The 12,614-nt window shown below is 65.2% G+C and carries 13 protein-coding genes; 8 read left to right on the top strand and 5 right to left on the bottom strand.

The window, feature by feature from the left end:
• Window positions 1–172 precede the first annotated feature (172 nt).
• Window positions 173–1,957, top strand: a complete 1,785-nt coding sequence (locus DT069_RS05230; protein ID WP_119459214.1) for a sensor histidine kinase — start codon at window positions 173–175, stop codon at window positions 1,955–1,957.
• 23 nt (window positions 1,958–1,980) lie between these two features.
• On the opposite strand, the gene DT069_RS05225 is transcribed toward DT069_RS05230, so the two are convergent.
• Genes DT069_RS05225 through DT069_RS05215 form a run of 3 tightly spaced genes read right to left on the bottom strand, consistent with a single transcriptional unit; the run spans window position 1,981 to window position 4,042 of the window.
• A complete protein-coding gene (locus DT069_RS05225) occupies window positions 1,981–2,868 on the bottom strand; it encodes a DMT family transporter (RefSeq protein ID WP_119459213.1) in 888 nt (295 codons plus the stop codon).
• Window positions 2,865–3,428 carry a TetR/AcrR family transcriptional regulator gene (locus DT069_RS05220; protein ID WP_119459212.1) on the bottom strand — a complete coding sequence of 188 codons (564 nt, stop codon included), beginning with the start codon at window positions 3,426–3,428 and terminating at the stop codon, window positions 2,865–2,867. Before DT069_RS05220 ends, DT069_RS05225 begins: the two co-directional genes overlap by 4 nt.
• Before the next feature lie 47 nt (window positions 3,429–3,475).
• Window positions 3,476–4,042: a hypothetical protein gene (locus tag DT069_RS05215; protein WP_425450019.1), complete on the bottom strand. Its 567-nt coding sequence runs from the start codon at window positions 4,040–4,042 to the stop codon at window positions 3,476–3,478.
• 12 nt (window positions 4,043–4,054) lie between these two features.
• Between DT069_RS05215 and DT069_RS24895 the strand changes: the two genes are divergently transcribed.
• Window positions 4,055–4,483: a hypothetical protein gene (locus DT069_RS24895; RefSeq protein WP_425450018.1), complete on the top strand. Its 429-nt coding sequence runs from the start codon at window positions 4,055–4,057 to the stop codon at window positions 4,481–4,483.
• 9 nt (window positions 4,484–4,492) lie between these two features.
• Here DT069_RS24895 and DT069_RS05210 read toward each other — a convergent pair whose 3' ends face one another.
• Complete coding sequence (locus DT069_RS05210) at window positions 4,493–5,113, bottom strand: carbonic anhydrase (RefSeq protein WP_119459210.1); 621 nt, start codon at window positions 5,111–5,113, stop codon at window positions 4,493–4,495.
• 313 nt (window positions 5,114–5,426) lie between these two features.
• Between DT069_RS05210 and DT069_RS05205 the strand changes: the two genes are divergently transcribed.
• Genes DT069_RS05205 through ggt form a run of 5 tightly spaced genes read left to right on the top strand, consistent with a single transcriptional unit; the run spans window position 5,427 to window position 10,052 of the window.
• On the top strand, window positions 5,427–6,209 hold the full coding sequence (locus DT069_RS05205; protein WP_119459209.1) for an ABC transporter substrate-binding protein: 783 nt from the start codon (window positions 5,427–5,429) through the stop codon (window positions 6,207–6,209).
• A 57-nt stretch (window positions 6,210–6,266) separates the two neighbouring features.
• The gene (locus tag DT069_RS05200; protein WP_119459208.1) at window positions 6,267–6,962 is read left to right on the top strand and encodes an ABC transporter permease; all 696 of its coding nucleotides are present in this window, start codon (window positions 6,267–6,269) and stop codon (window positions 6,960–6,962) included.
• A complete protein-coding gene (locus tag DT069_RS05195; protein WP_119459207.1) occupies window positions 6,959–7,693 on the top strand; it encodes an ABC transporter permease in 735 nt (244 codons plus the stop codon). Before DT069_RS05200 ends, DT069_RS05195 begins: the two co-directional genes overlap by 4 nt.
• Window positions 7,690–8,427, top strand: a complete 738-nt coding sequence (locus DT069_RS05190; protein ID WP_119459206.1) for a GntR family transcriptional regulator — start codon at window positions 7,690–7,692, stop codon at window positions 8,425–8,427. The genes DT069_RS05195 and DT069_RS05190 overlap by 4 nt, the downstream gene beginning before the upstream one ends.
• 38 nt (window positions 8,428–8,465) lie before the next feature.
• The gene (gene ggt / locus DT069_RS05185) at window positions 8,466–10,052 is read left to right on the top strand and encodes a gamma-glutamyltransferase (protein WP_119459205.1); all 1,587 of its coding nucleotides are present in this window, start codon (window positions 8,466–8,468) and stop codon (window positions 10,050–10,052) included.
• Window positions 10,053–10,158: 106 nt separating this feature from the next.
• On the opposite strand, the gene DT069_RS05180 is transcribed toward ggt, so the two are convergent.
• Window positions 10,159–11,562, bottom strand: coding sequence for an aminotransferase-like domain-containing protein (locus DT069_RS05180; RefSeq protein ID WP_119459204.1), 1,404 nt, complete (start codon window positions 11,560–11,562; stop codon window positions 10,159–10,161).
• Window positions 11,563–11,665: 103 nt separating this feature from the next.
• On the opposite strand from DT069_RS05180, the gene DT069_RS05175 reads away from it, so the two are divergent.
• Window positions 11,666–12,529, top strand: a complete 864-nt coding sequence (locus tag DT069_RS05175; protein WP_119459203.1) for a DMT family transporter — start codon at window positions 11,666–11,668, stop codon at window positions 12,527–12,529.
• Window positions 12,530–12,614 lie beyond the last annotated feature (85 nt).

Below are 12,614 nucleotides of genomic sequence, written 5' to 3'. Positions count from 1 at the left end.
TCTAAGGGAAACTGCCGATTGCCGCCGTCCGAACGATGTGCCGATTTTGTCACAAGCAATCGTAAATGATCATTAACTCTTCGCGTCATAGGTTCCGGGTGATTGGCGTCGAGGGAGGAGTGCCACGCAACGGCCTCGCCGGAGACGCGACAGTCCGGAGTTTCTCATACCGATGTCGCTGAAGATACGCGTCGTCCTAATCATGGCGGCGACGATCACGATCATGCTCGGGTTGAACGCCCTGGTCCTCCACCTGCTGGTGGCCCGCGGCTTCGAGGATCTCGAGCGGGCGGAAGCGCTGCGCAATGCCGATCGTGTCGTGGGCGCGCTCAAGAGCGAGATCGCGCATCTCGGAAACAGCGCGGAGGATTGGGCGAAATGGGATGACGCCTATGCCTTCGCCGCCGGCGAGAGTCCGAGTTTCGTCGAGCGGAACCTCGTCTTCGATACGTTGAGGGCGCTGGACGTCAACATGATGATCTTCACTGACAACTCCGGGCGGATTCTGTGGGGGAAGAGCTTCGATCTCGCGACGGGCGACGAGATCCGGCTCGACCAGTTCGCCGGCGAAGCGCTGGATCCCGACGCTCCGCTCCTTGCCGGCGCGCGCGACGAGGCGGCATTTGGCGGGCTGCGGCTCACCGAGCATGGCCCCCTGTTGGTGACGGCCCGTACCATCCAAAAGACGGGCGCCGTCGGCCGGCCCAACGGCACGCTCATTCTCGGCCGGTTCCTCGATCCGGCGAAGATCGAAAGCTTGCGCAGGCAGGTCAATGTCGCCTTCGACCTGCGTCCCCTCGGTAACGGTCCGGCGCCGGAGGCCCGTTCCGACATCGCCGTCCGCCCGGGGCCCGACATCCTGATAGCTTCCGTCATCCTGCCGGACATCGACGGCGCGGGCGGTCTCGCGATCGAGGCGCACACACCGCGCGATATTACCCGATTCGGCGATAAGACGGTCGATCTGTCGCTTTTCTCGCTCCTGGCGATCGGGCTGGTCGACATGACGCTGATGTGGTTCCTGCTTCAGCGTCTGGTTCTGAAGCCTATCTGGGAGCTGAATCGGCACATCGTGAAGATCGGCAGCACCGGTGCGCTTGACGACCGTGTGCCCGACACGCAGCGCGGCGAGTTCGGCGTGCTCGCGAAGCGTTTCAACGGCATGCTGAGGTCCCTGGCCGATCGCACGGCCGAACTGGCTGAAGCCAAGCTCGCCGCGGAACGCGCCAACAAGATGAAGTCGCGGTTCCTCGCCAATATGAGCCACGAGCTGCGCACGCCGTTGAACGCCGTCATTGGCTTCTCCGACCTCATGCTGAGTCTCGGCCACAAGGTGGATGAGGACCGGAGGCAGAGTTACCTGGCCGCCATCCGCGACAGCGGCACGCACCTGCTCGACCTCATCAATTCGATCCTCGACCTGTCGAAGGCGGAAGCCGGCAAGATGCAGCTGATCGAGCGGCCCTTCGATCCGGTGGGTGCCATCGACGCCGCCCTGCGCCTCGTTACGCCCCAGGCCGAGGCCGGGAGCGTCCGACTCCTTCGGGAGCTCCCGGACGCGCTTCCGCCGATGCTCGGCGACGAACTCAAGGTCCGGCAGATTCTGATCAACCTGCTGTCGAATGCGGTCAAGTTCACGGCCTGTGGCGGCGAGGTCGGCATCGCCGCAGCGATCGGCCCCGACGGCGGCCTGCGCATCGAGGTGAGCGACACCGGGGTCGGCATGCATCCCGAGGAGCTCGAGAAGGTCCTCGAGCCCTTCTATCAGGTCGTCGACGCCGACGGCAGGCGGCGGCCGGGGACGGGGCTCGGGCTTCCGCTCACCGCCTCGCTTGTGCAGTTGCATGGCGGACGACTCATGCTGGACAGCGTGCTCGGCCAGGGCACCAAGGCGACGATTCTGTTCCCGAGGGAGCGGATCATCTTCGACCAGGAGCCCTTGCGCATCGCCGGCTGACGGGGGCGCTCCGGACGATAAAGTTATCGCTGCGAAACCGCGCTCGGGACGCTTGGCCCCCGTGCGAGGGCGACTCCCCCCACGCACAGCGCGAAGCCGGCGACCGCCGCCAGCGCGAGCGGTTCCCCGAACATCGCCCACGCCCACAACATGGTGACGGGCGGCGTCAGATAGATCAGACTTCCGACGCGGGTGGCCGTGCTCCGTCTCAGGCACAGCCAGTAGAGGCCATAGCCGCCGACCGTGGAGAACAGAATGAACCAGGCGACGGCGGCAAGAAAATGCGCATCCGCTGGCGGCATGATGCCGCCCTCCAGCAGCGCAAGCGGCGCAAAGAGGAGGGCGGTGACCGCGCTCTGAATGCCGAGCGCGGGCAGCAGCTTCATCATGGGTGCTGCTGCCTTTGCCAGCAGCGTCGCGACGACGAGGCTCGCCATCCCGACGAAGCAGAGCCCGTAAGCCCAGAGCGGCGCATCGCCCAGGGCTCCTCCGACGGCGACGAGGACGCCGGCGAAGCCGACGCCCAGCCCGAGCCACTGTCGAGGTCGCACGATCTCGCCCAGCCACGGGCCGACAAGCGCCGCCGTCGCGAGCGGCTGCAACGCGGAGATCAGCGCGGCGGTTCCGGCCGGAACACCGAGATCGATCGCTTTGATGCCCGTGGCCAGATAAGCGAACATCGCGAGCGCACCGAGAAGCGCCTGCAAGGCGATCTGTTTCCGCCCAAACCCCTGTCGGCAGGCCTGCAACACAAACGGGGCAAGCAGCGCCGCCACGATCACGAAGCGCCAGAAGAGCACGAGGAAGACAGAGGGCGTGTCGGCGGCGAGCTTGGCCCCGATGAAGCCCGAGCTCCAGGCGACAACGAGGCCGGCTTCGAGCAGGAGAACCGGTATCGGCGACCGCGTCATGACTTCGGGCGATCCGCCCGAAGCAGCAACGCCGCGATTTCCCGCGCTTCGGTGATCGCGGCCTCGTCACCGAGCGTGAACGCGGCCGCCACCGCGCCTTCGAGAAGAAGGAATAGGGCCGGCGCAAGCCGCGTCGCCTGCGCCTCGTTCCACCCGCCATCCCTGAGCCGCCGCCGCACGAGCGCGAGATAGGCCTTCTTGTGAGCCAGGGCCGCCGTGCGCATTGCGGCATCCTGCGGGTGATCGGACACGGCGCGCAGGAAGAAGCATCCGTTTCCGCCCTTCTCCGTACTCCATGCCCCCAGCGCATCGAACAGCCCGAGCACGCAGTCCGGCCCACCGCGCCCGCCGGTCGCCTGCTCGAGCGCCGCCAGGAACGCGGCGTGGCGGTGCTCCATGGCGCCGACCACGACCTCCGACCGGCCCTTGAAGTGGCGATAAAGGGTTCCGAGCGCGACCGCCGCCTCGTCGACCACCCGGTCGATGCCGACCTCCGCGAAGCCCTCGCGATAGAAGAGCCGATCCGCCGCCGCCGCGATGTCCTGCCGCTTGTCCCTCATGACCCGCAAAATAGAGCGATCGTTCTATTTTGCAAGTGGCTTTCTATCTATGTCCTGTTGGCGCCGGGGTGGGGGCCTAATCGTTGCCGCCGATGCTCGACTGCGAACACATGGCTGTAGAGGGTCGCGATCCACTGCTTGCCCTCCACGGTCCTCTCCAGGTGGCAAAGCCCATCGCCGATATAGGGCTCGACCCGGCTCCAGAAGAAGCGCGGATAGGCGTCGACCAGGTCGGCCGGGCTGGCGAGGCCAAGGGCCGCTGCAGTTCCGGTTTCCGTAAATTCGTGGAACAGGGCGTTCAACCTACGGAGATAGAACGGATCGCCGAGTTGACCGATCAGATCCGCGGCGCGCACGAGGCCCGCCTCGGTATCGGTTTCGGCATAGTCCCCGTCGTCGGGGACCGGAAATCGGGTTAGTTCGATGGCCCGCGCAACCCGGTCCGCATCGATGAAAGGAACCTCGGCGAAGCGCTGCAGCACCACCAGTTTCGACCGTTCGACGTGATGGGGCGCGAGATAGGCGTCGGACGCGCCGCGCGGCCAAGGCAAGCGCGTGCCGGCGGCGTCGATGACGAAGCTGTCCGACCGATCCTCCCGGCAGATGCCGCGCACATAGCCGATATCGTGGGCCAGCAGGGCGATCAGGAAGTGAAGCCAATCCTCCGGGCTGACGACTTCGGTCAGGCGTCTGCCGCGGAGGATGTCCTGGCCGACGAGCGTGACCAGGGCCGTGTGATCGGCGTCGTGATAGAGGGCGTCGCTATTGGCGATGCACTCGATGACAAGCCGCGCCGCACCGTCGAGAACGGCTGCATATTGCGGCTCGCGCTCAGCGAAGGTGCGCCGATAGGTATCCGCCAGATTGCGTCCCAGAGCGTCCGCAAGAAGACTTGTCGAGGTGAGCAGGAGAACCCTCCCGCGACGGGATCTGCCGTCGTCTCCTCAGTTCGCCTCTCCGGTTTCCGACGCCCGATCCGATCTTACCGCAAAGTGCCGCGAAAGAGCGACTCCGATGCAGGATCACCTGGCGCCGGGTACAGGAGCAGCCGTTGATCGGACGCGCTACAACGCGACGGGCTCGAACGCCCCTTCGGACCCGAGCCGCATCAGGTTTCCCGTTTCCAGGTCGAAGTGCCAGCCATGGAGGGAAAGATCGCCGCGCTCGACGCGCTCGCGGATCCAGGGGAAGGTCATCAGGTTGCCGAGCGAGACCTTGATCGTCTCGTGCTCGCAGGTGCGCTGGGCGTCTTCCGGCCGGTCTTGCGTGGCGGCCAGTGCCCGCTCCCGTGCCGGCTGGGCGATGGACATCCAATTGGAAATGAAATCGCTGCCCGGGGTTTCCGACTGCTTCAGCAACGCGTTGACGCCGCCGCAATGGGTGTGGCCCATCACGATGATATGCTCGACCGAGAGCGCGCGGACGGCGAACTCGAGGGCGGCGCTCGTGCCGTGATAGTCGGCATTGGGGGCGTAGGGCGGAACCAGGTTCGCGACGTTGCGCACGACGAAGATCTCGCCCGGCGGCGAGCCGAAGATCAGTTGCGGGTCGGCGCGCGAGTCGGAGCAGGCGATCACCAAGGCCCTGGGCGATTGCCCGTTCGAGGCCAGGGCGTCGAACACCTCGCGATGATCCTGGTAGTAGGTCCTGTGAAATCGACGGAACCCGTTGATCAAGCGTTCCATTGTCTAATCCATCAACTCCTCTGGCTATCTCGGCCTTCCGGTTGCACTCCTGATTCTCGCGGTCCGGCGTGGCAGGTTGCGAAACGTGTAATGGGCGAGGATGGTTAAAAAGCTCGTAAAGCCCTTTATACACCGAGATCCATGAACATGCGTGCCCCTGGTGGCTGTAGCGGGCGAGTCGCATCGTCGGCTCCGTGCGCCGGTCCTGCCGGCACCGCTTTACTGGGGCAGCAGCATACGTCATTGTATACAATCATGAATGCGACGGCCGGCTGCTGAAAGGCCGTCGAGGCGCGAAGAACAGGAGGCGAGGATGAAGTTTGCAATAACGGGACTTGCGGCATTGGCCTGTTCGGCCCTACTGGCCGTATCGTCGGCCGGAGCGGAGCTGCCGGCCGAGATCACGATCGGCACCGAGGGGGCCTACCCGCCCTTCAACTATCTCGACCAGGACGGAACGGTGAAGGGGTTCGAGATCGATCTCGCCGACGCTCTGTGCGAACGGATGAACGTCGAATGCACTTACGTCGTTCAGGACTGGGACGGCATCATTCCGGGGCTGATGGCGGACAAGTATGACGCGATCATCGCCTCGCTCTACATCACCGAGGAGCGAAAGGAGAAGATCGACTTCTCCCAAAAATACTACCAGGTCCCGGCGCGCTTCGTCGTGCCGAAGGAGAGCGATATCGAGATCACGGCTGAAGGCTTGGCCGATATCGTCGTCGGCACGCAGCGGGCCACCAGCTTCGAGCGCTTCATGCGCGACAATTTCCCGGATGTCGAGCTGCGCGTCTACGGGACCTTCGACGAAGCCTATCTCGACCTTGCCTCCGGCCGGCTCGACGCGGTGATGGGCGATGTCGTGGCGCTTTCGGACGGGTTCCTGAAGACGCCCGACGGCGCCGAGTTCGAGTTCCGCGGCCCCAGCTTCACCGGCGAGGAATGGTTCGGCGCCGGCGCCGGCGTCGGCGTGCGCAAGGGCGAGACGGAGCTGCGGGACGCCTTCAACAAAGCGATCCAGGAGGTCCGGGCCGACGGCACCTACGACCGGATCAGCGACAAGTGGTTCGGCTTCGACGTGTACGGAGACTGACGGGGCAGGGACCGGTGCCGTGCCGGTTCCGTCTCGTTTTCCCGCCGAGATTGCTTGATGTTTGATCTCCAAGGCTATGGCTGGATGATCCTCGACGGCGCGCGGCTCACCGTGCTCGTTGGTCTGGCGTCGATGGTTTGTGCGATCGTCGTCGGACTCGTCGTCGCGCTGGCGAAGCTCTTCGGGACATGGTTCGTCCGCGGCGCCGTCGAGGTTTATACGACGATCGTCCGCGGCGTTCCGGAGCTCGTGCTTCTCCTCCTCGTCTATTACGGCGTCCCGACCCTGATTCAGGACCTCGGCGCGGCGATGGGGCTCGAGCTCAAGATCGCGATCAACCCCTTCCTGGCGGGCGTCGGGACAATCACCTTCATCTATGGCGCCTTCGCCAGCGAGGTCTTCCGGGCCTCCTATCTCGCCGTGTCGAAAGGGCAGGTCGAGGCGGCGAGGGCGCTCGGCTTCAACGGCTTTCTCGTCTTTCGGCTGGTCGTCCTGCCGCAGATGCTGCGCTATGCCCTGCCGGGACTCGGCAATGTCTGGATGGTTCTGATCAAGGCGACCGCCCTGATCTCCGTGATCCAGCTTCCCGAGCTGATGCGCAGCGCCGACGTGGCGGCGCGGACGACGCGGATGCCGTTCACCTTCTTCTTCGTGGCTTGCCTGATCTATCTCGCGATCACGCTGGTCTCGATGTGGCTCCAGTCACGAGCGGAGGCCTGGGCCAACCGGGGCGTGGAAGGGGCGCGGCTATGAATTTCGACCTGATCGTCGAAAACATTCCGCGGTTCCTGTCGGGTCTCGTCGTCACGCTCGAGCTCACGGTGGCGAGCTGTGTCCTCGGTTTTGCGCTCGCGGTTCCGCTCGCGCTGATGCGCCTGTCGCCCCATCGGCGCTGGCGCTGGCCGGCGACGGCCTATGTCCTCTTCGTCCGGGGAACGCCGCTGCTGGCGCAGATATTCCTGATCTATTACGGCAGCGGCCAGTTCGTCCCGGCGCTCAAGGCCGTCGGCCTCTGGACCTTTTTCCGCGAGCCGTGGTTCTGCGCGCTTCTGACGCTCACGCTGAACACGGCGGCTTATACGGGCGAGATCCTGCGCGGCGCCATCGCCGGCGTCCCGAAGGGGGAGATCGAGGCCGCGCGGGCCTGCGGCATGCCGCGCCGGCTCCGCTTCCGGCGGATCGTCCTGCCGCGCGCCCTCGGCCTTGCCTGGCCCGCCTATACGAACGAGATCGTCTATCAGCTTCAGGCGACGTCGCTCGTGTCGATCATCACGCTGATGGACATCACCGGCGTCGCACGGGTCATCGCTTCCCGCGATTTCGCCTTCTACGAGGCGTTCCTGACGGCGGCGGCTTTCTACCTCGTCCTGGTCTATGGCGTCCTCTTCGTCGCCAGGCGGGTGGAGCGTCGACTGCTCGCCCACCTCCGGCCGCGAGAGGCGCAGCCGACGCAGCGCGGCTTCGGCTTCGGGTTCGGGCGATGACCGCGGTTAGCGCCGAACCGTTGCGTCCGCTGCAGACCGGGACTCAGGAGGCCGGCTCCGGCACGCTGCGGTCAAAGGCCTACAGCTCGTTGAAGGCGCTGATCCTGCGCGGCAGCCTCAAGCCGGGCGAGCGTCTTGCCGAGGCGGATCTGGCCCGGCGTCTCGGCGTCAGCCGAACGCCCCTGCGGGAGGCGCTGACGCGGCTGGAGCAGGACGGTCTCGTCATCGGCAAGCCGCATCACGGCTATGTCGTCATCGATCTCGACGCCACGGCGCTCCTCGACCTCCTGAACGTCCGCGAGGTTCTCGACGTGCATGCCGCGATGGAGGCGGTGCGCCATGCCTCGAACCGCGATCTCGCCCGACTCCGCACGGTGATGGAGCGGATCGAGCGGCTGAACGAGCGTGACTCGCGGTCCGTCCAGGACATCGCCGAGGAGCTGGAGCTGGGGCTGAGGATCCACGAGGTGATCGCGGAAGCGACCGGCAACCGCTATCTCGTCGAGACGCTGACGCGGATCTATGAGCGGCTCCAGCTCGCGCTCTGGCTGGAGATTCTGTGGATCGACAAGTGGGACAACACCGTGGAGGAGCACCGCGCCATCGTCGACGCCGTCTGTCGGCGCGACGAAGCCGCAGTGGTCGCGGCCGCGAAGGCCCACGTCCAGACATCGCGAGACAACATTCGCCGGCTTGCCGAAGCGAAGGCGCTGCAGATGGCCGTGCGCGGTTAGGCGGAACACCAGTCACTACGAAAGGGAAGAAGACTTTGATGCGCGATTTTCAGGCTCCCGGGCGCTCGCCGGTCCACGCGACGAACGGCATGGTGGCGACCTCGCACCCGCTGGCGACGGGCGCGGCCCTCGATATTCTCAAATCCGGCGGCAACGCCATCGACGCGGCGATCACGGCCGCCGCGGTGCTCGCCGTCGTCGAGCCGCAATCGACCGGCATCGGCGGCGATTGCTTCGCCCTTTACTGCCCGAAGGGGGGCGATCAGGTGATCGCCCTCAATGGCTCCGGACGGTCGCCGAAAGCGGCGACGCTGGAGTGGTTCCAGGAGCAGGGCATCCGCGAGATCACGACCGACTCCGTGCATTCGGCCACCCTTCCCGGCGCGATCGACGGCTGGACGGTGCTCAATCGCGATTACGGGACGAAGGACCTCGCGGAACTGCTGGCCCCGGCCATCCGCTATGCCGAGGAGGGCTATCCGATCCATGCGCGGGTCCGGTTCGACTGGCTGTCCTCGGTCGAACTCCTGAGCAAGGATACGAACGCAAAGGCCCTGTTCCTGCCCAACGGCGCCGTTCCGGCGGAAGGCGATATCCATCGGCAGCCGCAACTCGCCGCCACCCTGCGCGCCATCGGCAAGGATGGCCGCGCTGCCTTCTATGAGGGCGCGATCGCCGAGGCCATGGTGGCCTATCTCCGCGGCAAGGGCGGCCTTCACACCGTCGAGGACTTTGCCGCGACGAAGAGCGACTATGTCCGCCCGATCGCGACCCGCTATCGCGGTTTCGACGTGCATCAGGTCCCGCCGAACAACCAGGGCCTGACCGCCCTTATCATGCTCAACATCCTCGAGGGCTTCGATCTCGCCGGGCTCGACCCGATGGGGGCGGACCGGTTGCATCTCGAGGTCGAGGCGGGCCGGCTCGCCTATTGGGACCGCGATGCCCTGTTCGCCGACGAGTCGGCGATGACGGTCACAGTCGCGGATCTCCTGTCCAAGGGCCATGCGGCATCCCGGCGGGGCCTCATCCGCCACGATGCGGCGATGACGAGCCTGCCCGATCCGGGACTGGCGAAGTCCGACACGGTCTATCTCTGCGTCGTCGACCGGGATCTGAACGCCGTCAGCTTCATCAACTCGATCTATCACTCCTTCGGCAGCGGGCTGCTCTGTCCGCAAACCGGTGTCATGTTCCAGAACCGCGGCGCCTCGTTCCGGATCGATCCGTCGCACCCGAACCGGATCGAGCCGGCGAAGCGCCCCCTGCACACGATCATGCCGGGCATGGTGGTGAAGGACGGCCGGGCCATGATGCCCTACGGCGTGATGGGCGGCGATTACCAGCCCTTCGGCCATGTGCATCTGCTGACCGGCATCGTCGATTACGGCCTGGACGTTCAGGCCGCGCTCGACGCGCCGCGGGCCTTTTATACGGATGGCGCGATCGAGGCCGAGCGCGGCATCCCCGGCGCGAGCATCGCCGGATTGCTCGAAAAGCAGCACCAGGTTCGCATCACCGCGAGCCCGCATGGCGGCGGGCAGGCGATCCGGATCGACCATGATCGCGGCGTCCTGACGGGCGGTTCAGATCCGCGGAAGGATGGGTGCGCGCTCGGTTACTAGATGTGGAGCCTGATCCGATCACGTCGAGCCGGTGTGATCGCTGCATCAGCCTCTAATTGTTTGAAATAGAGGGCAGTCGCATCGCAACGATGTGATTGCCCTCGCCTCACCCTCGCATGGCGCTTTGCAGCACCTTGAAGACGCGCGGGTCCAGGGATTGCGCCACGTTGAAGCGCAGAAAACCGCTGGCCGATTGTGAGAGGCTGAACACATTGCCGGGAGCAAGGACGACATTGTCGGCAAGCGCGAATCGGGCGATGTCGGCGGCGTCCAACCCGTCGGGCAAGCTGCACCAAAGGAACATGCCGGCGCGCGGTTCGATCAGTGGAGTCAGGCCAATCTCTTTCAAACGGCCGGTTGCTTCCCCCATGGCGCGGGCAAGACGCTCGCGCAGGCCGTCGAGATGTCTTCGATAGGTGCCGTCTTTCAGGATGCTGAGAACCAACTCGGCAGAGAAATGACCGCCGCCGAAGGACGTGGCGATTTTCAGATCGACCAGACCTTCGATCCAGTCCTTGCGGGCGGTGATGAAGCCGCAACGCACGGCGGCCGAAAGGGTTTTGGAGAAGCTGCCGATGTGAATGACGCGATCGAGCCCGTCGAATGCGGCCAGACGCGGCGCGGCTTCGTGCTCGAAATCCGCGAAGATGTCATCCTCGATGATCGTCAGGTCATGCAGTTCGGCGAGCTTGAGCAGCCGATGCGCGACGACGGACGCAAGGGTTGCTCCGGTCGGGTTATGCAGGGCCGAATTGGTGATGTACAGACGCGGCCGATGTTCGGCGAGAGCCTGCGCGAACCGGTCTATATCCGGACCGGTCGGTGTATAGGGGACGCCGACGACCTTCGCCCGATGGGCGCGCAGCATGGCGTGAAAGTTGAAGTAGCACGGGTCGTCGACCATCACGGTATCGCCCGGCTCGATCAGGAAGCGGCAGAGCAGGTCGATGGCCTGCGTGCCGGATTCCGTCAGCATGATCTGGTGGGGTGAAGCCTCGATACCATGCTCGGCCATACGCCGGGATAGAAGTTGACGCAGCGGGGCCAGCCCAAGCGGCGTTCCGTAGTCGGTGAGATTGGCCTGATCGGCGCGCGCCAGCGCACGCAGTGCCCGCCGGATGCCGGCGTCGGGCATCCAGGACGCGGGTAGCCAGCCGCAGCCGGGTTTTAGAACATCGCCTCCCGCTTCGAGCGATTGGCGCGACACCCAGAAGGGATCGACCGCGCGGTCCAGTCGCGGGCCGATCTCGGCCAGAGACAAAGGCGGCATATGTCCTGCCACATAGAAGCCTGATCCACGCCGGGATTGGATGACGCCTTCGGCGGCAAGCCGGTCATAGGCTTCGACGACGGTCGATTTGGAAACCTGCATCCGCGCGGCAAGTCCCCGAATGGATGGCAGCCTCGTCCCCGGCGCGAGCGTGCGGCCGGCAATCCGCTTGCGGATCGCCTGCATGACCTGTTCGACCAGCGTGCCGCTGTCGATGCGGGAGATTTCCTCAATATCCATCCGTACTGTACCGGTGAGCAATACAGTTCATCTCAACTGTAATGAATTGTCTCTGGAAAAGCCACGCGCCGCAACCGATACCGTTCGCAACGGGAGTGTGCAGATGGACAAGACGGCAAGCGGCTGGATCAACGGGCTTCTGGGGGTGCTGATCTTCAGCGGATCGCTGCCGGCGACACGGGTTGCCGTCGCTGACTTCGATCCGGTGTTTCTGACCGTCGCCCGTGCGTCCATCGCAGCCGTGCTGGCCCTCGCGCTTCTGCTCGCCTTTCGGGAGAAGAGGCCGAAACGTGGCAATATCCGCTCCCTGATCGTCGTGGCGCTTGGCGTCGTCGTCGGCTTCCCTTTGCTGACGGCGTTTGCCCTCCAGTATATGACTTCGGCACGTTCCATCGTGTTCATTGGCCTCTTGCCGCTGGCGACGGCGATCTTCGGTGTGGTGCGCGGCGGCGAGCGTCCCCGGGCGGCCTTCTGGCTGTTCTCGGGCCTCGGCAGTGCACTGGTTGCCGGCTTCGCGCTCGCGCAAGGCCCTGCCGCCTCTCCGGCCGGCGACATGTTGATGCTCGCAGCCATCATTGTGTGCGGACTCGGCTATGCCGAAGGGGCGAAGCTCTCCCGCAACCTCGGCGGCTGGCAGGTGATTTCCTGGGCGCTTGTCCTGTCTCTGCCCGTCATGGTGCCGCTCACCATCTACACCATGCCGCAATCATGGGCCGGGGTCGGCCAACCGGCCTGGATCGGGCTGGCCTATGTCTCCCTGTTCAGCATGCTCATAGGATTTGTGTTCTGGTATCGTGGCCTCGCCCAAGGTGGGATCGCTGCCGTCGGGCAGTTGCAGTTGCTTCAACCCTTCTTCGGTCTGGCCCTCGCGGCGACACTGCTGCACGAGGCCGTCGGCTGGTCCATGATGGCTGTAACCGCCGCTGTCGTGCTCTGCGTTTCCGGGGCCAAGCGGTTCGCCTCATAGCGACTTGCCGCAAATCGCGATCAGCCGGAATCACCTGACCCGCGTTTCGAAGCCGTAGCCTGAATAAATCGACTGTCGTCGAGTC

The organism is Virgifigura deserti, from assembly GCA_003576685.1.
Taxonomy (GTDB): Bacteria; Pseudomonadota; Alphaproteobacteria; order Dongiales; family Dongiaceae; genus Virgifigura; species Virgifigura deserti.
Note: the sequence above shows the minus strand (reverse complement) of the source record. Positions and strands in the feature narration are given on the sequence as shown.